This window comes from Micromonospora sp. WMMD975, from assembly GCF_029581215.1.
Taxonomy (GTDB): Bacteria; Actinomycetota; Actinomycetes; order Mycobacteriales; family Micromonosporaceae; genus Micromonospora.
The window spans coordinates 1,453,023-1,478,385 of record NZ_CP120739.1 but is presented as its reverse complement, the minus strand read 5'-3'; the positions used below and the strand labels follow the sequence as shown (position 1 = coordinate 1,478,385).

The window sequence follows — 25,363 nt, the reverse complement described above, 5'->3', positions numbered from 1 at the left end:
TGGTCACGGCCGCACCTCCTGCCACCGGGCGTACCGTCCGACGCCGTCGACCCGCTCGGTCATGCTGTGGTGTTCCCTTCGATGTGTTCCTCCCGGCGGGCCCACCCGGCGAGGCGGTCGCCGAGCGCGGCGCCGCCGTCGGCCTCGCGGGCCACCACGAGGATGGTGTCGTCGCCGGCGATGGTGCCGACGATCTCCGACAGGCCCGCCCGGTCGAGCGCGCTGGCCAGGTAGTGGGCCGCGCCCGGCGGGGTGCGCAGCACGGCGATGTTCCCGCTGGAGTCGACGCCGTTGAGCAGTTCGCGCAGCAGCCGGACCAGCCGGGCCGGCGCCCCCTCGGCGTCCCGCAGCGGCCGGCGGCCGTCCTCGGGGATCAGGTAGACGCCGCGCCCGTCGCCGCCGCGCGCGGTCACCGCCCCCAACTCCTTGAGGTCACGGGAGAGGGTGGCCTGGGTGACCTGGATGCCGTCGGCGGCGAGCAGGTCGGCCAACTCGGTCTGCGAGTGGATGGCGCCGTCGCGGATCAGTTCGACGATGCGGCCGTGCCGCGCGGCGCGGGTCAGCGGAGCGGTCATGTGGATGCCTCCAGGAGAAACGTCAGCAACGCCTTCTGGGCGTGCAGGCGATTCTCCGCCTGGTCGAACACGGCGCTGCGCGCGCCGTCGAGCACCTCGCCGGTGATCTCCTCGCCCCGGTGGGCGGGCAGGCAGTGCAGCACGATCACGTCGGCCGCGGCGTGGTCGAGCAGGGCGTCGCTGACCTGGTAGGGCCGGAACGGGGTGATCCGGTCCAGCCCGTCGTCCTCCTGCCCCATCGACGTCCAGGTGTCGGTGGCGACCACGTGCGCGCCGCGTACCGCCTCGACCGGGTCGGTGCCCACGTCGACGGAACCGCCGGTGCCGGCGGCGATCTTCGCCGCCCGGGCCACGATCGCCGGGTCCGGCGCGAAGCCGGCCGGGCCGGCGATCCGGACGTGCATCCCGGCGGTCGCGCCGGCCAGGAGGTACGAGTGGGCCATGTTGTTCGCCGCGTCACCCACGTAGGTGAGGATCCGCCCGGCGGTGTCCCCGAACCGCTCCCGCACGGTGAGCAGGTCGGCCAGCAACTGGCAGGGGTGGTAGGTGTCGGTGAGCGCGTTGACCACGGGCACGGTGGCGTGCGCGGCCACCTCGGCGATCCGGTCGTCGCCGTGGGTCCGCAGCACGATCGCGGCCACGTAGCGGGACAGCACCCGGCCGGCGTCGCCGAGGCTCTCCCCGCGGCCGAAGTGGGTGACCTGGGTGTCCACCACGAGCGGGTGCCCGCCCAGCTCGGCGATGCCGGCGTCGAACGAGATCCGGGTGCGCAGGCTCTGCTTGTCGAACAGCACCGCCACCGACCTCGGCCCGGCGAGCGGCGTGTGTCCGTACCGGTCGGCCTTCATCCGGGCGGCGAGGTCGAGCACGGCGACCTGCTCGGCCGGGGTGAGGTCGTCGTCGCGCAGGAAGTGGCGGGTCATGCGGGGGCCTCCGTGCGGGTCGAGGGGGTGGGCGCCGGCGCGGCGGCTCCGGCGGGCATGGCCGCCCCGGCAGGCGAGGCAGGTCCGGCCGCCCCGGCGGGCGAGGCAGGCCCGCCGAGCGCAGCGTCGAGGGCGGTGGGAAGCGCGGCGAGGAACGCGTCGGCCTGCGCCGGGGTGAGGATCAGCGGCGGGGCGAGCCGGATCACGTCGGGCTGCACCGGGTTGACCAGGAAGCCGGCCTCCCGCAGCGCGGTCGCCACCGGGCCGGCCACCGGCCGGTCGAGCGCGATGCCGAGCAGGAGGCCGGCGCCGCGCACCTCGCGCACCAGCGGGTGCCCGAGCGCCTCGACGCCGCGCCGCAGCCGCTCGCCGACCCGCTTGACGTGGTCGAGCAGGCCCTCGTTGGCGATCGTGGCGATCACCGCGAGCGCGGCGGCGCAACTGACCGGGTTGCCGCCGAACGTGGTGCCGTGCGAGCCCGGGGTGAGCAGGTCGGCGGCCGGGCCGAAGGCCAGGCAGGCGCCGAGCGGCAGGCCGCCGCCGAGCCCCTTGGCGAGCGTCACCACGTCCGGTTCGACGCCCTCGGCCTGGTGGGCGAACCAGTGCCCGGTGCGCCCGACGCCGGTCTGCACCTCGTCGAGCACCAGCAGCGCGCCGTGCGCGGCGGTGATCCGGCGGGCCGCGGTGAGGTAGCCGGGCGGCGGGACCACCACGCCGTTCTCGCCCTGGATCGGCTCCACGATCACCATGGCGGTGTCGTCGGTGACCGCGTCGGCGAGCGCGTCCGCGTCGCCGAACGGCACGTGGGTGACGTCGCCGGGCAGCGGGCGGAACGGGTCGGCCTTGGCCGGCTGGCCGGTGAGCGCCAGCGCGCCCATGGTCCGGCCGTGGAAGCCGCCGTGGGTGGCCACCACGTGCCGTCGCCCGGTCAGCCGGGAGAGCTTGAACGCGGCCTCGTTGGCCTCCGCGCCGGAGTTGGCGAGGAAGACCCGGCCGGGGCGGCCGGCCAGGGCCAGCAGCAGCTCGGCGAGGGCCACCGGCGGCTCGGCGACGAACAGGTTCGACACGTGCCCGAGCGTGGCGACCTGTTTCGACACGGCGGCCACCACCGCCGGGTGGGCGTGACCGAGCACGTTGACGGCGATGCCGCCGAGCAGGTCGACGTACTCCCGGCCGGCCTCGTCGACCACGACGACGCCGCGGCCGGCGACGAGCGCCAGCGGCGGCGTGCCGTAGTTGTCCATCATGGTGGCGTTCCAGCGCCGCAGCAGGCTCATGAGCCGATCACCATCGTTCCGAACCCTTCCGACGTGAACACTTCGAGCAGCGTGGAGTGGGCGACCCGGCCGTCGACGACGTGCGCGGCGGGCACGCCCTGCCGCACCGCCCGCAGGCACGCCTCCATCTTCGGGACCATCCCCGACTCCAGGGACGGCAGCAGCTTCGCCAGGTCGTCCGCGGTGATCTCGCTGACCAGGCTGGACGTGTCCGGCCAGTCGGCGTAGAGACCCGGCACGTCGGTGAGCACGACCAGCTTGCGCGCGTCCAGGGCGACCGCGAGCGCGGCGGCGGCGGTGTCCGCGTTGAGGTTGTGCAGCACCCCGTCGACGTCCGGCGCGACGGTGGAGATGACCGGGATCCGGCCGGCCGCGATCAGGTCGGTGACCGCCGAGACGTCCACCGACTCCACGTCGCCGACCTGACCCACGTCGACCGGCTGCCCGTCCACGTACGCCGGGCGGCGCACCGCGGTGAACAGCCCGGCGTCCTCCCCGGAGAGGCCGACCGCGAACGGGCCGTGCGCGTTGACCAGCCCGACCAGTTCCCGGCCGACCTGTCCGACGAGGACCATCCGGACCACGTCCATCGCCTCCGGGGTGGTGACCCGCAGGCCGCCCCGGAACTCGCTGGCGATGCCGAGCCGGCCGAGCATGGCGGAGATCTGCGGGCCGCCGCCGTGCACCACGACCGGCTTCAGACCGGCGTACCGGAGGAAGACCATGTCCGCGGCGAAGGCCCGCCGCAGCTCGGGGTCGACCATCGCGTTGCCGCCGTATTTGATCACGACGGTGGCGCCGGCGAAGCGGGCCAGCCAGGGCAGCGCCTCGATGAGCGTGGCGGCCTTGGCCTGGGCCCGGGTGAGGTCGTCACTCATCATGACGAGTACGCCGAGTTCTCGTGCACGTACCCGTGCGACAGGTCGTTGGTCCAGATGGTCGCGGCCTCGCCACCGGCGTGCAGGTCGATCCGGATGGTGACGTCACGGCCGGTGAGGTCCACCTTGGCGCGGTCCTCGGCGGCGGCGCCGCCCCGGCACACCCAGATGCCGTTGACCGCGACGTCGACCTCGTCCGGCTCGAACGCGGCGGCGGTGGTGCCGACGGCGGCGAGGATCCGGCCCCAGTTCGGGTCGTTGCCGAACAACGCGGTCTTGACCAGGTTGTTGCGGGCGACCGCGCGGCCCACCTCGACGGCGTCGTCCTCGCTCGCCGCGCCGACCACGTCGATCGCGATCTGCTTGGTCGCCCCCTCCGCGTCGGCGAGGAGCTGCTGGGCCAGGTCGTGGCACGCGGTGGTGACCGCGGCGGCCAGCTCGGCCGCGGTCGGCTCGATGCCGGAGGCGCCGCTGGCCAGCAGCAGCACGGTGTCGTTCGTGGACATGCACCCGTCGGAGTCGATCCGGTCGAAGGTGACCCGGGTGGCGGCCCGCAGCGCGGCGTCGAGCGCGTCCGGCCCGGCCACCGCGTCGGTGGTGAGCACACAGAGCATGGTGGCCATGGCGGGCGCCAGCATCCCGGCGCCCTTCGCCATCCCGCCGACGGTCCAGCCGCCGCCGGGCACCACGGTGGTCTTGGGCCGGGTGTCCGTGGTCATGATCGCCTCGGCGGCCGGCAGCCCGCCGTCGCGGGACAGGCCGCGCACCGCGTCGCGTACGCCTGGTAGCAGTTTCGGCATCGGCAGCCGCTCGCCGATCAGGCCGGTGGAGCAGACCGCGACCTCGCCGGCGCCGACGATCAGCCGGGCGCTGCCGGCGGTGAGCGCGGCGGCGGTGTGCTCGGCGGTGGCGTGGGTGTCCTGGAAGCCGGCCGGGCCGGTGCAGGCGTTCGCGCCGCCGGAGTTGAGCACCACGGCGCGGACCACGCCGCCGTGCACGACGCGCTGGGTCCAGAGCACCGGGGCGGCCTTCACCCGGTTGGCGGTGAAGACGCCGGCGACACCGGCGTCCGGGCCGTCGTTGACGACCAGGGCGACGTCGGCGGCGCCGGAGGACTTGAGGCCGGCGGCGACGCCGGCGGCGCGGAATCCACGGGGAGCGGTGACGGTCATGGGGCGACTCCGAAGACGGACAGGCCGGTGGTCTCGGGGAGGCCGGCCATCAGGTTGGCGTTCTGCACGGCCTGACCGGCCGCGCCCTTGCCCAGGTTGTCGATGGCGCTGACCACGATCACCCGCCCCGAGTCGACGTCCACGGTCGTCTGGAGGTGGCAGGCGTTCGAGCCGGCGGTGGCGGCGGTGTGCGGCCACGACCCGTCGGGCAGCAGGTGCACGAAGGGCTCGTCGGCGTAGGCGGCGGCCAGCACCGCGCGCGGGTCGGCGTCGCCGGTCGGCAGCGCGGTGACGGTGGCCAGAATGCCCCGGGGCATGGGGGCGAGCACCGGCGTGAACGACAGCCCGGTCGCGCCGGTGGCCTGCTTGATCTCGGGCACGTGCTGGTGCACGCCCACCTTGTAGGGGGACAGGTCGCCCATCACCTCGCTGCCGAGCAGGTGTGCCTTGGCGGCCCGGCCGGCGCCGGAGGTGCCGGAGGCGGCGACCACCACCACGTCGTCGGGGCGTACCGCGCCGGCGGCGATCAGCGGGGCCAGCGCCAGCGTGGTCGCGACCGCGTAGCAGCCGGTGTTGGCCACCCGCCGGGCCGCCGCGATCCCGCCACGCGCGCCGGGTAGCTCGGGCAGCCCGTAGGCCCAGGCGCCGGCGTGCGCGCCGCCGTAGTAGCGGGACCAGGCGTCCGCGTCGTGCAGCCGGTGGTCGGCGCCGAGGTCGACCACCTTGACGGTGTCGGGGAGGGCCGCGGCGAGGGCCGCCGACTGGCCGTGCGGCAGGGCCAGGAAGACCAGGTCCGCGTCGGCGAGCGCCGCCGGGTCGGTCGCCCCGAGCACCAGGTCCAGGCCGGCGAGCTGCGGGTGTACGGCGGCGACGGGCTGGCCGGCCTGGCTGTGCGCGGTGGCGGCGACCAGCTCGAACTCGGGGTGGCCGGCGAGCAGGCGCAGCAGTTCGCCACCGGCGTACCCGCTCGCCCCGGCCACCGCTACTCGAATGCCCATACTAACCTCCGCATGAATATGCGGTAACTTTAGCAGCGCGGGCGGTGATCATGCAAGGTTATACGGTGCACCGCATGATGCTTCGGTCGCTCACTCCGGCGCGAGCGCCGTGAGCGCCCCGGCGGCGAGCGCCGCCACGCCGGCCGGCAGCGCCAACCCGGCATCGGGTGCGAACGACGGGCTGTGGTTGGCCGGCAGGCCGGCGAGCTTCTCGGCGGCGCTCGCACCGGGCGCCGACCGCCACTGGCGCGGGCCGACGACGCCGAGCATCCAGTACCCGCTGGGAATCCCACCGGCGGCCAGCAGCGGAAAGTCCTCGGCCGCCAGCGACGGCGGCCACCAGGCCACCCGCTCGGCGCCGAACGCCCGCTCGTGCGCGGCGCGCAACCGCGCGGCCACCGCCGGATCGCCCTGATAGGCCGGGGTACGCGAGACGACCCGCAGCACCGGCTCCACCGGGCTGCCCGCGGCCTCGCAGCAGGCCCGGACGACCCGGGTCACCCGGGCCAGCACGTCGTCGAGCGTCCGGTCGGACAACGCCCGGATCGTGACGCCCAGGGTGGCGTCCTCCGGGATCACCCCCGGGTGGTGACCCGCCCGCAGGGAACCCACGGTCAGCGACACCTGCTCCGCCGGCCCGACCTGCCGGGCCACGACGGTCTGCAACTGAACCACGATGGTGGCGGCGAGCACCACCGGGTCGACACACAGGTGCGGGGTGGCGGCGTGCCCACCGCGCCCGGTCACGGTCACCTCCAGCGTGACGCAGCCGGCCGTCATCGGGCCGGCCCCGTGCGCCACCATGCCGGCGGGCAGGGGCGCGGCGTGCTGCGCCAGCAGCAGGTCGGGGCGACCGAACCGCTCGTGCAGGCCGTCCGCGACGAGCGCGGCGGCGCCACTGAGCGTCTCCTCGGCGGGCTGCCCGAGCACGAGCAGCGTCCCCCGCCACCCGTCCCGCCGCCGGGCCAGGTGAGCCGTCGCGCCCACCGCCGCGGCCAGGTGCAGATCGTGCCCGCAGGCGTGCATGACAGGGGTCCGGCGCCCCGCGCCGTCGAGGGCGGTCGCGGTGCTCGCGTACGGCAGCCCGGTCCGCTCGGCGACCGGCAGCGCGTCGAGCTCGGCGCGGAGCATCACCGCCGGCCCGGCCCCGTTGGCCAGGACGCCGACCACGCCGTGCCCGCCGATGCCGGTCGTGACCTCGCAGCCGATCTCCCGCAGCGCGGACGCGAACCGCGCGGCGGTGCGCTCCTCCGTCCCCGACAACTCCGGATGGGCGTGCAGGTCGCGGTAGAGCGAGCCGGCCCGGGCCAGGACGTCCGGCTCCGGGGACGGGCCCGGGACGCGGGCGGTGACGGGCGGACCGGGTGACGCCATGGCGGTAAGCCAACCGCCTGCCGCTGTCACCCCGCTCACATCCGGTGACAGCGACCTGGTGGTCCGGACGACGGCGATCGGTGAGAGCCGTGCGGTCTGCTTGTCCCGGGCCGGAGGAACCGGCCGGACACGACCGTTTGGAGTCACCATGGCGCCCGAGACCGACCTGAACGCCCTCGCCGAGGAAATCCTCGAGCTGGAGTCCGAGACCTTCGCGATCTCCGACTACGCCGACGCCTCCGAGGCGATCCTGGCCTCGTGCTCCTCGTCGGGCACCACCTCGACGTGCAGCAGCACCACCTCGACCACCAGCTGCTCGGCCTGAGCTGATCGGTCACCACGTCGGGCCGCCCGGTGGGCGGCCCGACGTGCGTGTGTCCGGCCCGGGCGGCTCGACGTGCGGGCGGCCGGGCGGCTCGACCGTGCGCGTGTCCGGGCCGGGCGGTCGGCGGTCGGCGGTCGGCTCAGGGGAACGGGTGGGGGACGCGGCGTAGGTCGGCGTCGGTGAGCGCGGCGCCGGTCAGCCCCGCCGCGTGCGGGGCGGTACGCAGGCGCGGCAGGTACAACGCCCGCTGGCGCAACCAGCCGAAGTCGATCGGCAGCAGGCCCGGCACCACCACACACACCGACCGCAGCCCGGCCGCCTCCTGCTCCGGGCTGGTCTGGTCGACCAGGACCGCCTGATGCCCGCGCCGCCGCAGCGTGTCCAGGACCCCACGCAGGTCGTCGAGAAGATCTCGGCCGCCGGCCGCGCGGTGGTCGCCGAAGACCTGCCCGACGTCCCGCGCCGACCCATCGTGCAGGTAGGTCGCGGCGTGCCGGGCCATCCGGGGCAGACCGAAGAGGGCCGAGTGGTCCGGCAGCCGGCGGACCAGGTGGTAGTCGTCGGCCATCCGCTCCAACTCCGCGCGCCGGCGACGCACCATTGTCGGTTGGTGCGGGATGTAGGTGAGCGCCTCGGCGACCGCGCCGGCCACCGCCTGCTCCGGATCGACGTGCGCGGCGGCGGCGAAGGAGAGCAGCCCCGGACCGCCGTCGTGGCGGACCGCCAGGCTGGTGACCACCGGCACGTCGAGGTCGATCCGGTTGTCGAAGGCGTGCAGCGCGTACCCCTGCAACTCGGCCCGGTCGGCCATCGCCCGCACCGCCGGCGAACAGCTCGCCAGGTCGATCCGGGGCAGCGTCAGGTTGCCGTACCAGGCGAGCAGGAAGGCGTCCCGCTCGATCAGCTCCAGCAACCCGAACAGGGCGGCCTCGACCAGGCAACTGCCGGTGGCGCAGCCGCTCGAGGACGAGAGCACGAAGGTGTCGTCGGCCGCCGGGGAGCTGTAGAAGCAGAGCCGCCGGGGCACCAGCACCGGCCGGCCGGTGTGCAGGTTCCGCCCCCACACCCACGGGATCGGCCGGTCCGGGTCGAACCGGCGCAGGATCGGGTCCCGGTCGTACACCTCGTCCGGGTAGCTGCCGCACCCGTCCGGATCCAACGCGTGGTCGGCCACGTCCGCGTACGCGGCGACGACGGGCACGAGGTTGCGGCGCCGGTGGGTGCCCGCGTGCCGCTCCAACCCCTCCAGGTACGCCAGCGCGTGGCTGGCGTCGTAGCCGGTGGACTGGCCGCTCCAGGAGACGTCGAGCAGCCCGCCGTACCCCCGGATGAAGACGCTGCCGGTGACCGGGGCGGTGGTGGGCGAAGTGATGGTGAGCCGGGTGCCGGCCCCGAGCGCGCCGCAGACCGGGTTGACCAGAGCCGCCCGCGGCAACGGATAGTCCCCCGGTGCGCGCAGCCGGTAGGTGTCCGGGGCCGGCTTCGGCGCCGGCAGGTCGATCTCCGGCACCTCGGCGGGCGAGTCGGGGCGCGCCACCGAGCACGCCGGGCAGCGCGGCTCGGCCAGCACCGGGTGGGTCCGCACCCGCAGCGTGTCCAGTTCCAGGCGGCTGACCCGGGCGAGCCGCCGGCTGGGCTCGTCCCACGTCGGCGGCGCGGGTCGGGGCGCCGGGGCGTACACCGCCCGGTACAGCTCCCAGACGGCGTCGAGCTGGTAGGCGGTCATCCTCGGCCACGGTCCGACCGCGGCCGGCGGCGCGCCGGTCTCCAGCGCGTCGCGTTCGCTGCGACCGCGCAGCCGCTGCCACCTGATCGCCAGGCAGCGCCCGCACGCGGCCCCCGGCGCGCCGCCGGGGACCGGGCCGACGAGGACCGCGTCCGCGCTCAAGTGCACGGTGGCGTCCCGGCGGCGCGGCGGCGTGCCGGCGAGCACGTCGGCGGCGCCGAGCGTGACCACCCGGGGCGCCGGGCCCACCGGCCGTGCCGTCCAGCTCCGGGACAGGTGCTCGTCGAGCCGGGCCGCGGCGGCGGACAGCGGGGCCGGGGGCGCCGCCGCCGCGGTGCCGGTCATGAGTCGCGGCTCCACCGGAAGGTACGCACGCCGACGACCGCGAACACGACCGCGAAGCCGACGAGCGCGGCGCACGCCACCAGATAGTCGGTCATCGTGCCGAAGCCGGTGAAGGCGTACGCCATGCCGTCGTTGACGTAGCGCAGCGGCAGCGCCCGGGAGATGCCCTGCAGCCACCCCGGCATCAGCTCCAGCGGATAGAACGACCCGGAGAGGAAGGCCATCGGCACCACGATGCAGTTGGCGATCGCGGCGACCGCCTCGGCGGTGTCCGCCCGCGAGCCGACGATCAGGCCCAACGCCAGGAACGTGGTCACCGCCAGCAGCATCATCGGCAGGGACAGCGGCCACTTCGAGTCGGGACGCATGCCGAGGAAGGGCAGCATGGCGACGCCGACGAAGAGCAGGCTCTGCGCGACGCCGATGGCGAGCGCGACCGCGTAGCGGGAGCCGACCACGGACCAGATGCTCGTCGGCGCGAGCCGGATGATGCGCAGCAGGTCGTCGTGGCGCCACTGCATCAGCGTGAACGACACCCCGAACAGCGCGGCGCTGGCCAGGCCCCACGACAGCACGCCCGGCGCGATGAAGTCGATGTAGCCGTGGCCGGTCTCGGCGACCTCCTGGTTGCGGAAGATCAGCCCGAAGATGACCAGGAAGACGAGCGGGAACGCGAACGTGAAGAAGAGCGTCGTGGCGTCCCGGACGCTTGCCTTGTAACTGGCGCGGGCCAGTGCGGTGTATGCGCTCATGCCTGCGGCGCTCCCATCAGTTGCAGGTAGACGTCTTCCAGGGTGGCCGGGCGGGTCTCCACCTCGTCGAGGCCGCCGTCCGCCCCGAGGGCGGCCAGCACCCGGGCCGTGTGGGCGGTACGCAGGACGATCGCGCCGTCCTCGACGTCGATCCCGTCGACGCCGTCGAGCCGGCCGGCCTGCTCGGGGCTCAGCCGGCCGGCGGGCACGACGAGGCGGGTGCCGACGCCGGATCGCGCGATCAGCTCCCGGGGGCTGTCGAGGGCCAGGACACGCCCGTCGGCGAGGATGGCGACCCGGTCGCACAGCCCCTGCGCCTCGTCGAGGTGATGGGTGGTGTAGACGATGGTCTTGCCGGCCGCCTTCAACTCGCGCAGCAGTTGCCCCAGATCGCGGCGGGCCTGCGGATCCAGGGCGGCGGTCGGCTCGTCCAGGAAGATCACCTGCGGGTCGTGCACGATCGCCGAGGCGATGGCGAGGCGCTGGCGCTGTCCACCGGAGACGTTCGTGACCCGGACGTCGGCCGAACCGGTCAGCCCGACCAGCTTCAACGTCCGGTCGGCGGCGGCGGCGGGCAGGCCGTAGAGCGCGGCGACGGTCACCAGGTGCTCGCGGGCGGTCAACCGGGTGAAGAACGCGGACCGCTGGGTCTGCACGCCGATCAGCGGCAGCAGGTCGAGGTTGCGTGGCGTCGGGGACATGCCCAGCACCCGGACGACGCCGGTGTCCGGGGTCCGCAGGCCCTCGATCATCTCGATGAGAGTCGTCTTGCCCGCGCCGTTGGGTCCGAGCATGCCGAAGAACTCACCCCGGCCGATCGAGACGGAGACGTCGTCCACCGCTCTCACCTCGCCGTACGACTTGCTCACGGAGTCCAGCTCGATGGCCGGATCGTCGGTGGCTGACATGGTCATACCTTTCGCTGGTGGGCTTCGATGTGCTGCTGGTGCGGCGGGGACGACCGATCCGAGGGTCGGGCCCGTCGGGGCCGGGCCGACCAGCCGGCGAGCGTCAGGCCGACGACCGCGGCGGGCAGGACATGGCCGAGCGCGCCCAGTGCGGGCGCCAGGAGCGCGCCGACGAAGTAGACCACTCCGGCGGCGGTACCGACCGCGACGAAAACCCACCAGACGCCGTACAGGCCGAGGCGGATCGCGACCGGCCCCGGGTATCGCACGCCGCCGCGGCGGGGCCACCGGACCAGGGCGGTGCGGAGGTAGCGGCGGCTCTCCGGCGCCAGGTCCAGTGTGTCGAGCAGGTGGCTGACGATCTTGTAGCCGTCCAACGGTGGGACCGGGACGAAGTTGACCAGGGTCTGCGCGGCGGCGACAAGCACGTACGCGCTGAACAGCCGGCCGGCGAAGGCGCCCGGCAGTGCGGCGAGCGCGGCGCCGACGAGCAGCAGCACCAGGCCGTTGGCCAACCCGCCGGCGGCGGCGATCAGCACCTGGTCCCGCCGCCTCGCCAGGTAGGCGTAGTCCTCGATCCGGCAGGTGAGCGTAACCAGGTTGATCCGCTCGACGGTCGCGCCGAGGCGGACCGCCGCCAGCGCGTGGGCGAACTCGTGCGTGGCCGCGCCCGCCCAGGCGAGCAGCCCGAGCAGGAGCAGGCTGAGCGGGTCGGTGAACGCCGGGCGGGCCTCCTGCCAGAGCGGGCCGGCGTGCCACGCGACGGCCGCCAGCAGGGCGGCCACCAGCACGCCCAGCACGGCGACCGGAGCGGGCCGCAGCACGTGCCGCAGCCGCCGGGCCCACCTGTCGACCGAGTCGTGCCGCGTCGCCGGGACCACCGGCGGCGCGCCGGACCCGCCGACGAGCAGGCCCCGCTCGTGCAGCAGCCACAGCAGCCGCACCCAGTGGTCGTCGCCGAGCCGGCGGCCGTACGCGGCGGCGTACTCCGCGCCCACCTCGCCCAGCGACCGGACCCCGTCGAGCCGGCCGACCAGGAACCGTTCCTTGCCGGACAGCTCGAACGCCCGGCCGCTGCGGCGGTCCTTGACCAGGTGCACGGTGGCGGGTCCGCGGTGCAGGGGCCGGGAGAAGAGCAGGTCGTCGCGGAGCCGGGGACGCTTGCCGAGCAGGGCCGGACCGGTCATGCCGCCACCGCCGGCTCCCGCAGCACCCGGGCGAGCAGGTACGACAGGTACGCCTCGTCCCGGATGGTGGCGTGCAGCCGGTTGTTCGTCATGTGCAGGTACGGCGAGAGCAGCGCGGCGAGCGCCTCACCCGGGTCGGTGACCACCCGGTCCCCGCCGTCGCCCCACGACCGCAGGGTCAGCCGGCCGGACGCGGCCAGCCCGAGCACCCGCTCCCGCAGTTCGACGGCGTGCTCGGCCCAGCCGCGCAGGAACCCGGGCAGCCGTTGGACCTCCCCGCGCGCCACCAGGTCGAGGATCCGTTCGACACGTGGCCCCAGCTCCGGCGCGACCCCGTCGTACATCCGCCGGTACTCCTCGGCGCCGATCAGCTCCGTGCCGGCGAACGCGCGGTGCCAGAAGTGGTGGTAGCGGTCGAGGAAGTCGACAAGCTCCGCCCGGTCGGGCAGGAACGTCCCGGCCAGCACCGTCATCAGCTGGGCGGCGGTGCCCAGCAGCACCGGTCGCAGGTGCAGGTTCATCGACGCGACGGCCCGCAGCACGAGGTCGCTGGAGTGCCGGAAGTGCCACTCGGCGACCTCGATGCCGTCCGGCCCGCCGTACTTGCCGTACTCCGGCTCGTAGGGCCGGTAACTGACCGAGTTGTTGGGCTGCAACAGCATCTGCCCGTTCGCGTCGACGAGCTCCGCCGGCCGCCCGGCCGGGAACTCCAGGGCGAACAGGATGTCGTACAGCTCGCGCAGGTAGCCGGTGCCCATCGCGTACAGCGCGGGGCGGGTGGCGAGGAACCGGCCGATCGCCGCCTCGGCCCGTGCCCGGACCTCCGGCTCGTCCGACGGGGTACGGGGGCGCAGCCGCAGCCGCACGTGCGGCCCCTCCAGCCAGTAGTTGATGAAGAAGTGTCCGGCGAGCAGGTCCCGCTCGGTGAGCTCGCGGATCAGCGGCGCCACACACTCCACGAGCAGCGGCTGCGGGTTGGCGGCGTAGAACACGTGCAGCGCCAGCCAACTGCCGCGCGGGTCGGCGGCGCCGCCGGTGTCGGTGGGTACGGCGGCTGGCACGGTCATCGGGTCCCCCCAGGTTCGGTGCGGAAGGTTTCCACGGCCAGCTCGCAGACGTGGCCGCCGTGTTCGCCGCGGGCCGCCAACTCGTCGGCGGCCGGCAGCATCTCGCGCAGCACGATCCGGTCGTCGGGAGCGCCGAGCGAGGCCCGCAGCGCCTGGAGCGACAGCGGACTGTCGAAGTCGACGTACTGCGGTTTCGGGTTGGCCCCGGCCCGGCCCGCGGCGGCCGGATAGACGGTGGCGAAGACCCGCGTCGGCACGTCGTGCTCGGCCCGCCACCGGCGCCAGCGCAGGAAGGCGTCGGCGTCGGCGCCCGGGTCGTCGGTGTCCGGCAGGTCGCCGGCGCGCGCCGACCAGCTCCGGCGGCTGAGCACCACGTCGCCGACGCGCAGCCGGGGCCGGGTCGTCACCCCGTCGACCGCGGGCCCGGCGGGCACGCCACGCCACGGGTCCAGACGCACCATCGACGCCGGCGAGAGCAGCAGCAGGGTACGCGGGATCTGCGGCAGCGCCATCGGCACCAGGTAGCCGAGGTAGACGGGGATCACCTCGCGGTCGAGGCGGGTGGAGCGCAGCACCACCCGGTCGGTGTCCGGGTCGTGCACCAGGTGCAGGTCGTCGAGGGTGAGCTGCCGCCGGGGCGCGACGTCGCTGGTCTCCCCCGGGCAGACGATGACGTGGTCGGTGAGCCGGTCGTGCAGGTTCAGGTTGGTGGTGGCCGCGCCGCCGGTCAGCTCGGCGAATACCGCGTCCGGCGGGGCGACCGCCCGGGCCTGCTCGCGCAGCCGTTCGGCGAGGCTCGGCGTGTCCCCGGAGAAACAGTGGGTGAACCGGCTGAACGGGAAGGACAGCCCGCCGAAGGACTGGTTGAGCACCAGCAGCGGCTCCGGCTCGCGCAGCGCCACCTGCACGAAGTGCCCCTGCGGGCGGAACCCGCCGGTGATGCCGCCGAGCAGGTCGCCCACCTCGTCGAAGATCGCCTCCGGCAGCCGCAGCTCGTCCTGCCCGGCGTCCGCCTCGGCCAGCCGCCGCAACCGGTCGGCGAAGGTCTGCCGGGCCGTGTCCAGCGCGGTCATCTCGGGCCGGCCCAGCCAGTTCTCCTCCGGCGTGTAGCTGCCGTCCTCGGCGAACGCCGGGCGCCCGGCGACATAGGAGGAGTACTGGTCGTAGAGGTCGTCGTGGAAGTCCTCGACCAGGCGCAGCAGGTCGTCGCACCGGCCGCCGACGCCGAAGCGGGCCAGGAAGAAGCCGTGGAACATGATCCGGTGCGGCAGGTTCTGGTCGAAGGCGGGCAGCACCCGCTCCACCGCGGCCAGCCCGCCCCCGCCGGCCAGGTCACTACCGCCGGCCGGGTCGCCGCAGGTCAGCCGCCGCCAGGCGGGCGCGCTCACCGGGACGGGGTCGCCGTCGATCCGGCTGTCCTCGTAGAGCAGGGTCTGCGGCAGGGCCGGCTCCGGTTCGCCGAGGGCCGTCATGGCCGCCCGTACCGCAGCCCGCAGCTCGTCCGCCACCGCCCGGCGCCGGACCAGGTCCCCGTCCCGGTAGGCGTCAACCAGCTCGGCGATCGCGGTCAGGTCGTGGGCGGTCCGGACCGCCCACGGGCGGTCCAGGTCGGACAGCGCGCCGGCCAGCGCCCGGACCGGGTCGGGGCGGTGCACGTCGACGTCCAACCCGGGCAGGCGCAGCATGCCGAGCCGCAGCAGGGTGGACAGGTACGCCTGCCCGTCGCCGCGGTCCGCCCCGGTCCGCTCGCACAGCCGGTCCACCAGTTCGGCCCCGCGGATCGTCCCGCGCTCCCGCAACAGCGCGGTCAGCTCGTCGAGGACGCCGCTGCGGCGGAGGAAGAACAGCCCGTCCCGCACCGAGTCGAAGCTGACCGCGGCGCGGTCGTCGCCGGCGGTCACCCAGTGCCGCACGTAGCGGATCCGCTCGGCGTCGCGTCGCCAGCCCGGGCTCAGCGCCACCGGCAGGTCGCCGCGCCGCACCGGGTCGGCGCTGATCAGGTCGGCGATCCGGCTGACAAGCACGACATTGAGCCGGACGTACCGCTGCCACCGCTGCCCGACGGCCACGCCGAGGCTCTCCGTGTCGTCGTCGAACCGGCCGAGGGCGACGCCGGTGAACGTGCTGAACGGGCTGGTCTTGCAGGCGGTGCGGTAGAGGTAGGACAGCAGTGACCGCTCGACCCGACGAACGCGCTTGTTCGCCGGCCGGTCCGGATCCGGCCGGACGCCGACGGCGAGCTGCTGGTCGAGGGTGGGTGAGGCGAGCTGGAGCCCACCGCGCAGCCGGGGCTCGTCGGCCAGCTCCCACAGTCGCCGGCGGGACCGGGCGATCTCGGCGGCGAACACGGCGGCGCCCTCGTCCTCCAGCCGGGCCAGCCGGGTCCGCGCGGCCAGCCACCGCCGCAGCTCCGGCCCGGACGACGGCCGGATCCGCTCGGCCTCGGCGAGCGCCGGCTCCGGGTCGGCGGGCAGCACGTTGTTGTGGATCTGCCGGCGCAGGGCCAGCAGCCGCCGCCGGGCGTCCTCGTCCTCGTTCCCCCCGATCAGGTCGTGCAGCAGGTCGCCGGCCCGGACACCGTCGGCGGCGAGCCGCCCCCGCAGCGCGAGCACCGCCTCGGCCCAGTCGGTCGCGCGCGGGCACCGCAGCCCGTCGACCGTGGACAGCGGCAGCCCGGCGATCCGGGCGGTGAACCAGTCGCCCGTCCGCCAACCGCCGGTCGAGGCGGCCGGCGGCGCGCTCGGCGCGGGTACGGTCGCCGTCATGACAGCTCGTAGCGGTAGTCGCCGAGCTGCGGCCGGTCGTGCCCGGCCAACATGATCAGCAGCGGGAACTCGCCGGTGTCGGCGAGCGCCAGTTCCTCCACGTACGAGACGCTGTCGAAGCCCAACGCCACCCCGGCCCCCAGGCGCAGCGCGGCAGCCGCCGTGTAGAAGGTCTGGGAGATCGCCCCGACGGTGGCGTTGACCAGGTTGTAGCCACGGTCGCCGGTGGCGTCGAGCACCGCGTGCGTGCGGACGGTGGGCACCAGGACGACCGCGGCCTGCTCCAGGTTGTAGTTGGCCAGGAAGTAGTTGCGTTGCAGGAACTCACCCGGCGGCCCGGCGGTGGCCGGGATCAGGGCGTGGTCGACCGGGTCGTACTCGTAGCCGCGGGCGGGCACGCCGTCGACGTGGTTGACGAACGCGTAGAGCTTGGCCAGCGGCCGGTCCGACGGGCCGTCGATCTCGCTCGGCACCCGGGTCGCGGCGGTCGCGCGCAGGAGCGCGGCGAGCTGTCCGGCGGTGATCGGTCGGCGGGCCAGGAACCGCCCGAAGCTGCTGCGGCGGCGCGCCAGGGCCGTGCCGACGGGCATGTCCATCGGCGCGGCGGGCGGCAACGGTATGCGCCCGGCGCGGCTGGGCGCCGGGTGCGCGCCGGCGCCGGCGAGCGCGCCGACCGGCGGTCGGCGCACCGCGGCGGCGGTGCTGCGGTTGATCCGCCGCAGGAGGTCGAATTCGAGTCGGGTACGGGAGCGGTCCCGGTCGGCGTGCCGGACCCGGACCGGGCCCGGCGGCGTCGCGTCGACGGGCCCGACGCGGTCCGGCGGCGTCCCGGCGGCGGCCATGGCACGGTCCGGCGGCGTCCCGTCGACGGGCCCGGTGCGGTCGGCGTCCGCCCAGGTGAGGGGCACGACGGCGAAGAGCGCCTCGGCGTCCGGGTCGAGGCCGAGCAGGTCGGCGACGGCGGCCTGGTCGAACCAGAGGACCGGCCGGATCCGCCGGCCCTGGCCGCCGGCCCACAACCGCCAGGTCTGCAGCAGGGTGCCCACGTCCATCGACACCGCGTGGTAGGAGAAGTTGTTGTACTTGAAGGCGTTCTGCCAGAACTTGACGCCGATCACCAGGAACTGGGTGGCCGGTTCCGGCCGGCCGAGGGCCGCGTTGAGCCGGCCGGTGACGTCGCCGGCCAGCAGCCGCTGCATGGCCTGCCGGGCGTGGGCGTAGTAGTAGACGCCCGGGAGGACCCCCGCACCCGGCCCGGCGATCCAGTAGACGCTGCACGGATAGAGACCGCCGCCGGAGGCGGTGCCCCGGTGCCAGTTGGCGTGCGCGTACGAGGGAAGCGCGGCCAGGTCGGTGTTGGCCTGGACGCCCAGCCGCCGGCCGAGCAGTCCGTAGGAGTCACGCAGCATGCCGCCGAGCAGTCCGGTGGTGAACGGCTCGTCGGCGTCGTCGCCCCGGCGCAGCGCCGTGTCAAGCGCGACGTCCACCGGCGGCGGATCCGGCAGCGGGAAGGCGACCGCGTCCGGGTAGTACTTGCCCCGGCGGGGGGCGTCCCCCCAGTTCGGGGTGAAGTCGGCCGGGGGCATGGGCTCCCGGCCGCGGCGCAGGATCGCCGTGGCGTACGCGTGGGCGTAGCCGGCGGTTTCAGACGTCATGGCGGCACCTCACGGGAACGGGTGGGGAACGGAGTGGATCTCGTCGTCGCGCAGGTCGCGGTCGAGGAGGCCGGCAGCCCGGAAGGCGGTACGCAACCGGGGCGCGTGCGGCGCGCGCTGGCGCATCCAGCCGAAGTCGATGGGCAGCAGGCCGGGCACCAGCACGCTCGCCGTGGCGAGGCCCAGCTCGTGCTGCTCGGGGCTGGTCTGGTCGACGGCGATCACGTCGAACCCGTGCCCGGTGACCGTCTTGAGGCAGTACTCCAGATCGTCGCGGAGGTCGGCGGAGACCGGCGGGGCCGGGCGGTCCGGCCCGTACAGGTCGGCCATCGCGGCCGGACGGGGACCGTCCTCCAGCAGGAACGCGGCGTGCCGCGCCATCTCCGGCAGCCCGTACAGCAACGGATGGTCGTGCAGGCCGCGTACCTGGGAGAAGTCGGTCACCATGGTCCGTAGCCGTGGCTCGTCGGCGGCGGCGCGCAGCCGCACCATCACCGAGTCGGTGGCGATCTCGCACAGCGCCGCGGTGATGGCGGCCTGCGGGTCGAGGCTCGCGCCGCCGCCGAACGCGAGCGCGCCGAGGCCGCCGTCCTCCCGTACGGCGACGGCGGTCACCACCGGGATGTCGAACGTCATCCGGGCGTCGAAGAACCGGGCCCGGTAGCCGTACATCGCCAGCCGATCGATCATCATCCGGGTCTGCGGCCGGTCGATGGTGGCCGGGTCGATCTCCGGCAGGGCCCGGCCGCCGTACCAGGCCAGCAGGAACGCGTCCCGCTCGATCGCCTCCATCAGGCCGTGGTAGACGGCCTCCACGAGCGACCCGCCCGACGCGCACCCGTTCGAGGTCTCCTGGACGAAGCGTTCCTCGACGCTCGCCGCGTGGTAGTACACCAGGACCTCGGGGACCAGGACCGGCCGCTGGTCACGCAGCGACCAGCCCCAGACCCAGGTGATCGGCCGGTCCGGGTCGAAGCGGTGCACGTACGGGTTGGCCTGGTAGAAGCCGTCCGGGTAGAGCCCGCACTCGCGCGGATCGAGGGCGTCGCCGCCCAGCTCCCGCAGGCTGCCGGTGACCACCGTGCGCTTACGCCGGGGGCGCAGCCCGGCGGCGCGTTCCAAGCCCTCCAGCACCGCGATGCGGGCACTGCGCCGGTAGCCGTCGGCGTGCCCGCCGTAGAGCGTCTCCCGCAGGTACGGGCCGCTGCGCAGGGTGAACGAGCCGATCGCCGGTGCGGTCGACAGCGAGGTCAGGTCCTGCCACAGGGTCGAGCCGAGCGCTCCGCAAACCGGGTTGGCGAAGCCCGCCACGTCCAGCGGGTACGCGTCGAGGTCCCGTCCGCGGAAGCCGTGCGGGTCGCTCTTGGGCGTGGGCGTCAGCTCGATCGGGGCGAGGTCCCGCGCGTCCGCGACGGTGCCGCCGCAGGCCGGGCACTCCGGGTCCGCCACCACCGGAACCCGGTGCACCCGCAGCGTGTGCAGGTCGACCTGACGCACCTCGGCCGGGGCGCCGCCGTCCGCCGGGGCGCCGCCGTGGTGCGCGGTGATCAGGGCGGCCAGGAAGTCCGCGACGAGCGGGATCGCGTACGGCCACGGACCGGCCGCCCGCGTGTCGCCGCCCAACTCGACCGCGTCCCGCAGGTCACGGTGCCGCACCGCCTGCCAACGCCGGGCCAGGCAGGTCGCGCAGGCGCCCGCCGACGCCACCGGGGCGAGCAGGACCAGCTGCCCGTAGACGAACACCCGGGGCCCGCCGGCCGGGCGGGCCGGCGCGGCCAACTCGTCCCGTATCCCGAGCGCGACCACCTCGGCGGCGCAGCCGCGCTCGGCGAGCAGCCGCGCCAGGCCGGCGCAGACCAGCTCGTCGGTCGCGGCGACCTGGCTCACCTGCCGTCCCCCGCGGTCAGCAGCACCTTGACCGCGACCAGGCCACCGGCGGCCAGGTCCGCGCCGCCGACCGGCGCCACGAGCACGTCGTGTCCCCGCTCCCGCAGCCGCTCCCGCACCTCCGACCAGCGGTGGGCGGCCCCGGTGGCGGGTGTCGTGTCCCGCACCGTGAGGGTGCCCGCGTCGAACTCCTCCAGCAGCGGGTCGCCGGTGTCCGGCGTCACCGCCGGATCCTGCGCGTGCAACGCGGCCTGGCCGAGCACGTCCCGCAGCGCCGCGCGGGCGGCCACCGTGTGGACCGGGTCGCCGGCCACGGCGTACCGCCACCGGCCCGCCGTCTGGTCGAGGTAGCGGGCCAGCAGCACGCTCAGCCCGGCCTCCGGCACGCCGGTGAGGTCGAGCAGTTCCACCGGGATCCCGAGGTTCGCCGCCGACTTGGTCAGGAAGAGCAGTTCCGGGTCCGTTCCGTGGGTTTCCAGGCGTACCTGCCGCGCGGCGGCCCGGCCCTCGACGACCGCGCGCAGCGCGCGGTACGCGAGCGCCGAGGCCAGCCCGGACCGCACCGCCTCGGCCAGGTCGCCGCCGGCGCCCCCGCCGGCCCGGGTCGGTTCCGCGCCGCGGGCGCGGTTGGCCGCTCCGAACGGCTCCAGCACCGCGGCCGGCACCGCCGCCGCCGCGCCGGTGAGCAGCGACCGCGCCGCCGCCCAGTCGCCCGCGGCGGGCTCACCCCAACCGGAGTCCAGGCCGAGCCGGGCGGCGTCGAGCCGGGGCGCGTCGGCGGCGGGCGGCCGGCGGACGGCCGCCTGGCCGGTGCTGGTCACGGCGGCGACCCGCAGCGCCCGCAGCCGCGCGGCGGCGACGTGGTGTACGTCGAAGGCGTGGACGGTACGGCGGTGGCCACGCGGATCGGTGAGGTCGACCGCGCCGATCTTGATCGGGCTCTGGTCCCAGCGTTCGTCGTCGTAGCGCCGGAACACGCCCAGGTGCGGCTGGAGCAGCGGCTGGTGCACGACGAGTTGCGCCACGGCCGCGTCGGCCCGCGCCGACTCGTCCTCCTCGACGGTCGGCTCGTCCAGCGCCAGCTCCACCTCGGACGCCTCGGACGCGTCCGGCGGCTCCGGCGGGCAGAAGGCACACCCGGGACGGGTCAGCAGCGGCTCGGCCAGCACGTCGAGCGAGGCCAGGTGCTGGACGATCACCGCACCGTCGGTCTCCGCCGGCAGCGCGCCGGTGGTGAGCCGGAAGACCTCGTACGCCAGCAGGTTGCCGACCATGGCGGCCAACGGCCCGTCCGGCTCGGCGGCGACCGGTCCGGTCCCGGCGGGCAGGGCGGCGGCCCGCCACACCGCACCCGCCGCGCCGGTGTCGTCGTTGTCGGTCAGCCGGTTCATCGCGCAGCACCAGCAGCCCCGGCGATCGGGCCCCTGCACCGGGCCGACGAGCATCCGCTCCCCGCAGACCCATGCCGGCAGGAGCAGCCGGCCGGCCGGGATGCCCGCCGTGAGCAACCGCAGCGTGTCCCGGGGCGCACGGTCACCGGCCGCCACCACGACGAGGTCCGCGTCGAGGTCGGCCCAGCCGACGTCGGCGTCGGGCAGTTCGTCGACCCGGACCGGACACCCCGCCGCGGTCAGCGCGTCCGTCTCGGCGGCGAGGTCGCCCGCGACCCCGGCCGCCACCGTCACCCCGGCAGCGCCGTTGCGGAGCAGGGCGGTGGCGCAGGCCCGGGCGACGGGACCGGTGCCGAGCACCGCCACCCGGGTGTCGCGAAAGGTGGCGAAGCGGTGCGCCGGTCGGTCGGTGTAGTGGTCGACGTAGGCGATCTGGCTGGCGAACCACCCGGCAACGGCGGAGCCGAGGATCGACTCCGGATCCTCCTCGGCCGGCACGTCCCGGGCGAAACCGCGCGCGTAGAGCGCGCCGACCAGCTCGCCGATCATGACGCGCTGCGGCTCGGGCAGCGGCCGGCAGATGTCGGCGACCCGGTTGCGCCCGTTCAGGTGCGGCACGAGCAGCGACGCCAGCCGGTAGGCCGCGCCGGAGGACAGCCGGAAGCCGCTGCTGGCGTTGTGGAACAGCACTCCGTCCTCGGTGCGGGTGAACAGCACGTCGTGTCGCATCCGCGGCCGGGTCTGAGCCACCGTCTCGTAGGCAGTGCTCATCCGAGGGTTCCCTTCACTCGATCGGGGGTCGGTCGTCGGCCGGCGACGCCGAGCGCGTGCCGCCGCAACAGGTCACGGATCCGGTACTGGTCCGCGGCCTCTTCCATCAGGCTCTGGTCGACGAGGTCGTCGAGCAGCTCGCGCGCCCGGGCCGGGTCCACGCCGAGCAGGCCGGCGGCGCCGGGGACGGTGATCGTCTCCGGCGCTCCGGCGGCCAGCCGGAGGAAGGCGTCGGCGAGCGCGTCGCCGAGCCGGGCCAGTGCCCCGTCGAGCCGGCCGGCGAGGGACATCTCCGGGTCGCCGGGCAGGCTCAGGCGCCCGATCGGGTCCGCCCGCAGCCACTCGGCGGCCTCGTCGAGGGTCATCCGGGCGCGCAGGAGAACCCGGGTGGCGGCGATCCGGAGCGCCAGCGGCAGGTGTTCGCACAGTGCGGCGAGGTCGGCCGCGGCCCGCGGCTCGGCCCGGACCCGGTCCGGGCCCAGGGCCACCCCGAGCAGGTCCAGGGCCTCGTCCCGGTCGAGCGGCTCGACCCGGTGCAGCCAACCGCCGAGCCGGGCGACCAGGGCGGAGAGGCTCGGCCGGCTGGTCAGCAGCAGAACGTCACCCGGGGACAGCAGCGCCGGCAGCCGCCGGGCCAGCGTCGCGTCGGCGACGTCGTCGGCCAGCAGCAGGCGGCGGCCGGCAGGCGTGGGGGGAGACGACGCGTCGGTGGCGTCCGGCTCGACGGGCCACACGCCGCCGGGGAAGTCGTCGGCGACGAGTCCGGCGACGTGCTGGGCGAGGGCGGTCTTGCCGACGCCCGGCAGCCCGCTGAGCACCACGATGCGGGTGCCGCCGCGCAGCCGGTCGGCGAGGGTGCGGCAGAGCGCCGCCCGGCCGACGAAGCCGGCGGCCGGCGGCCGTACGGGCGTCGGCGGCGCGGGCCGGGACGTCGCGGTGACGACAGGCGTCGGCGCCTCGCCGCGCAGGATGGCCAGTTCCAGCCGCCGCAGCCCGGCACCGGGCCCGACGCCCAGTTCGTTGCCGAGGTGCTCCTTGATCCGGCGCAGTTCGGTGAGCGCGTCGGCCTGCCGCCCGGTGCGGTACAGCACCTCGACGAGCTTCGCGGCGAAGCGTTCGTTCGCCGGGTAGACGCGGGTCGCCGCCCAGAGGTCCACGAGCACCGACCGGTCCCGACCCAACCCGATCTTGAGGTCACAGAGCCGTTCGATGACCCGGACGCGTTCCTCGCCCACCCGGGGCACGACGTCCCGGTGCAACGCCTCCGACGGCACGTTCGCCAGCATCGGTTCGCGCCACAGCGCGAGCGCCTCCTCGAGGGTGGCCAGCTCGGTCTCCGGCTCCGGTTCGGCGCGGGTCCGGCCGGCCAGCTCGCGGAACCGCATCAGGTCGACGGTCTGCGGACCGGCGGTGATCCGGTAGCCGCCGGGCACGGTCCGGATCACGTTCGCGGTCAGCCCGTGCCGCTGGAACAACTGACGCAGTCGCAGGGCGCAGGTCTGCAACGCGGCCCGGGCCGAGACGGGCGGATCGTCGCCCCAGATCGCCTGCTGCAGCGTGGCGACCGACACCACCTCGTCGGGATGCAGCAACAGCGCCGCCAGCAGGCAGGTCACCTTCGACGGCGGCAGTACGAGCGCGTCGGCGCCGGTGGTGAGCGTCAGCGGGCCGAGTACGCGAAAGGCGGCGGTCGGCGTGGGCGCCACCAGCGCCGGGTCACGTCGCGCGGGCAGGCTCGCCACGTGTGATTCCATGGTGATCCTCCCTCTTCCTCGGACGGACACCGGTCAGGTGACCGTCCAGCCTCGCAGCGCCGGCACCCGCCGAATCGCGCGTTCACAGACGCGCTGCACGATGTAGTCGGAGATCGCCTGTTCGGAGGCGACCGTGAAGACCGCGACGGTCAGCCGCCCGGCGATCGAGCGGGCGTGGATGTGGCGGATGCCGTCCGCCGCCGCGGCGTTGAGCCACAGCAGGTCCGTCAGTTCACCGGCGGACAGGCCGCGATCATCGTCCGGCGGCCGCAGCACGAGCCGGGTGAGCAGCACGGCAAGCCTCCGCTGAGCCGGACCGCCCTGGTTCGCGCCTCGCTGCCACCGATCGCCGGCGTGTCCGCATCGACGCCCCCTTCCGCATCGGCCCGCCGTTTGCGGGTGTGGCATCGAGGGTGGTGCCTGCGACCGGATTCCGTCACGCCCTTCCGTGCCGGCGGAACCGGCCGTGGCCGGTTCCGCCGCGCGCTCCGGTGCATAAACCCGGCATTTTCTGTTTCGCTCCCCGTGGAGACACATGTCCAATTGGCGGCTGTCACTAGTTTTTATCGCCAGGTACATCAATCTGTTATCTAGCCCATGGTCGCCTTTCCCTTATTCTGATGATCATCAAATCCGGGGGGAGGAGAACGTGCTCGAAAGGTTGGGACTGTCGGCGGCCGACGAAGCCGTCTACTGGGCCATGTTGGACAATCCGACGTGGGACGTCGACGACCTCATCCGGGGTCTCGACATGCCGGAGACGGCCGTCCACGACGCCCTCGCCGCGCTTGCCGACCGCGCGATGATCCTGCCCTCGACGGGCCGGCCGGGTGAGCTGCGCGCGGTGAGCCCGCAGCTCGGCCTGCTCGCCCTCCTGGACCAGGCGGAGCAGCGGACGGTCGCCGAACAGGCCGGGATCCAGGCGACCCGCGCCTCGGTGCTGGCCCGCGCGGCGAGCCGGGACGGCCACCGCGAACGGGAGGAAATCGTCCGCCTCAAGGGGATCGACGAAGTCCGCGACCGGCTCTCCGAACACGCTCGCACTGTCGCCGAGAGCGTCATGATGCTGACCGTGGGTCGGGCGATTCCACCACAGATCAGGGAAACCGGCGGGGCCCTGAGCCGGATGGCACTGGCCCGTGGTGTGACGATTCGTCACATCTATCAGGAAACGCTACTGAAGGATCCGGCCTCCTGCGCATATGCGGAGGCCATGGCCGAATACGGGGAGGAAAGTCGGGTCATGCCGGGCGCGCCGATGCGAATGACGCTCGTGGACCGCAGAATCGCGCTCCTGCCGAGTGCCTCCCGGGCCCAGCGGGGCGCGGTGGAAATCCGCAGTGTCCGCCTGGTCTCCGCGCTCTGCCTGCTGTTCGACCTGCTGTGGGAGAAGAGCGTCCCGCTGTCCCGCCCGGCCGACGGCAACCCCGACGGGCTGACCGAGCAGGCGAGCGCCATCCTGCGGCTGCTCCGCTGTGGACGCACCGACGAGGCGATCGGCCGCCAGCTCGGCCTGTCTGAACGCACCGTACGCCGCACGGTCGCCGACCTCATGAAGCGGCTGGACGCCGACAGCCGCTTCCAGGCCGGCGTGGAAGCGGCTCTCCGCGGCTGGATCTGACGGTGTTAAGAA

20 protein-coding genes are annotated in these 25,363 nt (G+C 74.7%); 2 read left to right on the top strand and 18 right to left on the bottom strand.

The genetic code is table 11. The features are described 5' to 3' along the window. Positions 1 to 59 precede the first annotated feature (59 nt). From O7613_RS06585 to O7613_RS06555, 7 genes are all read right to left on the bottom strand, one after another. Positions 60 to 575: an arginine repressor gene (locus O7613_RS06585; RefSeq protein ID WP_282292753.1), complete on the bottom strand. Its 516-nt coding sequence runs from the start codon at positions 573 to 575 to the stop codon at positions 60 to 62. Continuing rightward, positions 572 to 1,498, bottom strand: a complete 927-nt coding sequence (gene argF / locus O7613_RS06580) for an ornithine carbamoyltransferase (RefSeq protein WP_282292752.1) — start codon at positions 1,496 to 1,498, stop codon at positions 572 to 574. Before argF ends, O7613_RS06585 begins: the two co-directional genes overlap by 4 nt. After that, the gene (locus O7613_RS06575; RefSeq protein ID WP_282292751.1) at positions 1,495 to 2,775 is read right to left on the bottom strand and encodes an acetylornithine transaminase; all 1,281 of its coding nucleotides are present in this window, start codon (positions 2,773 to 2,775) and stop codon (positions 1,495 to 1,497) included. Before O7613_RS06575 ends, argF begins: the two co-directional genes overlap by 4 nt. After that, positions 2,772 to 3,653 carry an acetylglutamate kinase gene (argB, locus tag O7613_RS06570; RefSeq protein WP_281590364.1) on the bottom strand — a complete coding sequence of 294 codons (882 nt, stop codon included), beginning with the start codon at positions 3,651 to 3,653 and terminating at the stop codon, positions 2,772 to 2,774. Before argB ends, O7613_RS06575 begins: the two co-directional genes overlap by 4 nt. Continuing rightward, positions 3,653 to 4,825, bottom strand: coding sequence for a bifunctional glutamate N-acetyltransferase/amino-acid acetyltransferase ArgJ (gene argJ / locus O7613_RS06565; RefSeq protein WP_282292748.1), 1,173 nt, complete (start codon positions 4,823 to 4,825; stop codon positions 3,653 to 3,655). The genes argB and argJ overlap by 1 nt, the downstream gene beginning before the upstream one ends. Next, positions 4,822 to 5,823, bottom strand: a complete 1,002-nt coding sequence (argC, locus tag O7613_RS06560; protein WP_282292747.1) for an N-acetyl-gamma-glutamyl-phosphate reductase — start codon at positions 5,821 to 5,823, stop codon at positions 4,822 to 4,824. The genes argJ and argC overlap by 4 nt, the downstream gene beginning before the upstream one ends. Before the next feature lie 90 nt (positions 5,824 to 5,913). Continuing rightward, on the bottom strand, positions 5,914 to 7,197 hold the full coding sequence (locus tag O7613_RS06555; protein WP_281583680.1) for an amidohydrolase: 1,284 nt from the start codon (positions 7,195 to 7,197) through the stop codon (positions 5,914 to 5,916). Positions 7,198 to 7,345: 148 nt separating this feature from the next. Between O7613_RS06555 and O7613_RS06550 the strand changes: the two genes are divergently transcribed. After that, complete coding sequence (locus tag O7613_RS06550) at positions 7,346 to 7,522, top strand: thiazolylpeptide-type bacteriocin (protein ID WP_073827725.1); 177 nt, start codon at positions 7,346 to 7,348, stop codon at positions 7,520 to 7,522. 139 nt (positions 7,523 to 7,661) lie between these two features. Here the strand turns inward: O7613_RS06550 and O7613_RS06545 are convergent, their stop codons facing one another. The 11 genes from O7613_RS06545 to O7613_RS06495 are packed head-to-tail and all read right to left on the bottom strand — an operon-like array spanning position 7,662 to position 24,024. Then, positions 7,662 to 9,593 carry a TOMM precursor leader peptide-binding protein gene (locus tag O7613_RS06545; RefSeq protein ID WP_282292746.1) on the bottom strand — a complete coding sequence of 644 codons (1,932 nt, stop codon included), beginning with the start codon at positions 9,591 to 9,593 and terminating at the stop codon, positions 7,662 to 7,664. Further along, a complete protein-coding gene (locus O7613_RS06540; RefSeq protein ID WP_281583682.1) occupies positions 9,590 to 10,345 on the bottom strand; it encodes an ABC transporter permease in 756 nt (251 codons plus the stop codon). The genes O7613_RS06545 and O7613_RS06540 overlap by 4 nt, the downstream gene beginning before the upstream one ends. Next, the gene (locus O7613_RS06535; RefSeq protein WP_282292744.1) at positions 10,342 to 11,253 is read right to left on the bottom strand and encodes an ABC transporter ATP-binding protein; all 912 of its coding nucleotides are present in this window, start codon (positions 11,251 to 11,253) and stop codon (positions 10,342 to 10,344) included. The genes O7613_RS06540 and O7613_RS06535 overlap by 4 nt, the downstream gene beginning before the upstream one ends. 2 nt (positions 11,254 to 11,255) lie before the next feature. Beyond that, positions 11,256 to 12,440 (bottom strand): M50 family metallopeptidase, encoded by a 1,185-nt coding sequence (locus O7613_RS06530; RefSeq protein WP_281583684.1) that lies wholly within the window; start codon positions 12,438 to 12,440, stop codon positions 11,256 to 11,258. Further along, a complete protein-coding gene (locus tag O7613_RS06525) occupies positions 12,437 to 13,507 on the bottom strand; it encodes a lantibiotic dehydratase C-terminal domain-containing protein (RefSeq protein WP_282292742.1) in 1,071 nt (356 codons plus the stop codon). Before O7613_RS06525 ends, O7613_RS06530 begins: the two co-directional genes overlap by 4 nt. Beyond that, entirely contained in the window at positions 13,504 to 16,272 is a 2,769-nt protein-coding gene (locus tag O7613_RS06520; protein WP_282292740.1) for a lantibiotic dehydratase, read from the bottom strand. Before O7613_RS06520 ends, O7613_RS06525 begins: the two co-directional genes overlap by 4 nt. Next, the gene (locus tag O7613_RS06515) at positions 16,269 to 17,927 is read right to left on the bottom strand and encodes a nitroreductase family protein (protein ID WP_282292738.1); all 1,659 of its coding nucleotides are present in this window, start codon (positions 17,925 to 17,927) and stop codon (positions 16,269 to 16,271) included. The genes O7613_RS06520 and O7613_RS06515 overlap by 4 nt, the downstream gene beginning before the upstream one ends. Positions 17,928 to 17,936: 9 nt before the next feature. After that, on the bottom strand, positions 17,937 to 19,814 hold the full coding sequence (locus tag O7613_RS06510) for a TOMM precursor leader peptide-binding protein (protein ID WP_282292736.1): 1,878 nt from the start codon (positions 19,812 to 19,814) through the stop codon (positions 17,937 to 17,939). After that, positions 19,811 to 21,976 carry a TOMM precursor leader peptide-binding protein gene (locus tag O7613_RS06505; RefSeq protein WP_282292734.1) on the bottom strand — a complete coding sequence of 722 codons (2,166 nt, stop codon included), beginning with the start codon at positions 21,974 to 21,976 and terminating at the stop codon, positions 19,811 to 19,813. Before O7613_RS06505 ends, O7613_RS06510 begins: the two co-directional genes overlap by 4 nt. Further along, positions 21,973 to 23,730 (bottom strand): BTAD domain-containing putative transcriptional regulator, encoded by a 1,758-nt coding sequence (locus O7613_RS06500; protein ID WP_282292733.1) that lies wholly within the window; start codon positions 23,728 to 23,730, stop codon positions 21,973 to 21,975. The genes O7613_RS06505 and O7613_RS06500 overlap by 4 nt, the downstream gene beginning before the upstream one ends. Before the next feature lie 33 nt (positions 23,731 to 23,763). Further along, positions 23,764 to 24,024, bottom strand: a complete 261-nt coding sequence (locus O7613_RS06495; protein ID WP_281583691.1) for a hypothetical protein — start codon at positions 24,022 to 24,024, stop codon at positions 23,764 to 23,766. A gap of 241 nt (positions 24,025 to 24,265) precedes the next feature. On the opposite strand from O7613_RS06495, the gene O7613_RS06490 reads away from it, so the two are divergent. Then, positions 24,266 to 25,351, top strand: coding sequence for a helix-turn-helix transcriptional regulator (locus O7613_RS06490; RefSeq protein ID WP_281583692.1), 1,086 nt, complete (start codon positions 24,266 to 24,268; stop codon positions 25,349 to 25,351). Positions 25,352 to 25,363: the final 12 nt, after the last annotated feature.

Excerpts from the sequence above, each read along its gene's own strand:
- O7613_RS06575 (WP_282292751.1), bottom strand. The coding sequence starts at position 2,775 with ATGAGCCTGCTGCGGCGCTGGAACGCCACCATGATGGACAACTACGGC.
- argJ (WP_282292748.1), bottom strand. The coding sequence starts at position 4,825 with ATGACCGTCACCGCTCCCCGTGGATTCCGCGCCGCCGGCGTCGCCGCC.
- O7613_RS06490 (WP_281583692.1), top strand. The coding sequence starts at position 24,266 with ATGTCCAATTGGCGGCTGTCACTAGTTTTTATCGCCAGGTACATCAAT.
- O7613_RS06540 (WP_281583682.1), bottom strand. The coding sequence starts at position 10,345 with ATGAGCGCATACACCGCACTGGCCCGCGCCAGTTACAAGGCAAGCGTC.
- O7613_RS06555 (WP_281583680.1), bottom strand. The coding sequence starts at position 7,197 with ATGGCGTCACCCGGTCCGCCCGTCACCGCCCGCGTCCCGGGCCCGTCC.
- O7613_RS06550 (WP_073827725.1), top strand. The coding sequence starts at position 7,346 with ATGGCGCCCGAGACCGACCTGAACGCCCTCGCCGAGGAAATCCTCGAG.
- argC (WP_282292747.1), bottom strand. The coding sequence starts at position 5,823 with ATGGGCATTCGAGTAGCGGTGGCCGGGGCGAGCGGGTACGCCGGTGGC.
- O7613_RS06545 (WP_282292746.1), bottom strand. The coding sequence starts at position 9,593 with ATGACCGGCACCGCGGCGGCGGCGCCCCCGGCCCCGCTGTCCGCCGCC.
- O7613_RS06530 (WP_281583684.1), bottom strand. The coding sequence starts at position 12,440 with ATGACCGGTCCGGCCCTGCTCGGCAAGCGTCCCCGGCTCCGCGACGAC.
- O7613_RS06535 (WP_282292744.1), bottom strand. The coding sequence starts at position 11,253 with ATGTCAGCCACCGACGATCCGGCCATCGAGCTGGACTCCGTGAGCAAG.
- O7613_RS06515 (WP_282292738.1), bottom strand. The coding sequence starts at position 17,927 with ATGACGTCTGAAACCGCCGGCTACGCCCACGCGTACGCCACGGCGATC.
- argB (WP_281590364.1), bottom strand. The coding sequence starts at position 3,653 with ATGAGTGACGACCTCACCCGGGCCCAGGCCAAGGCCGCCACGCTCATC.
- O7613_RS06585 (WP_282292753.1), bottom strand. The coding sequence starts at position 575 with ATGACCGCTCCGCTGACCCGCGCCGCGCGGCACGGCCGCATCGTCGAA.
- O7613_RS06505 (WP_282292734.1), bottom strand. The coding sequence starts at position 21,976 with ATGAGCACTGCCTACGAGACGGTGGCTCAGACCCGGCCGCGGATGCGA.
- argF (WP_282292752.1), bottom strand. The coding sequence starts at position 1,498 with ATGACCCGCCACTTCCTGCGCGACGACGACCTCACCCCGGCCGAGCAG.
- O7613_RS06520 (WP_282292740.1), bottom strand. The coding sequence starts at position 16,272 with ATGACGGCGACCGTACCCGCGCCGAGCGCGCCGCCGGCCGCCTCGACC.
- O7613_RS06525 (WP_282292742.1), bottom strand. The coding sequence starts at position 13,507 with ATGACCGTGCCAGCCGCCGTACCCACCGACACCGGCGGCGCCGCCGAC.
- O7613_RS06500 (WP_282292733.1), bottom strand. The coding sequence starts at position 23,730 with ATGGAATCACACGTGGCGAGCCTGCCCGCGCGACGTGACCCGGCGCTG.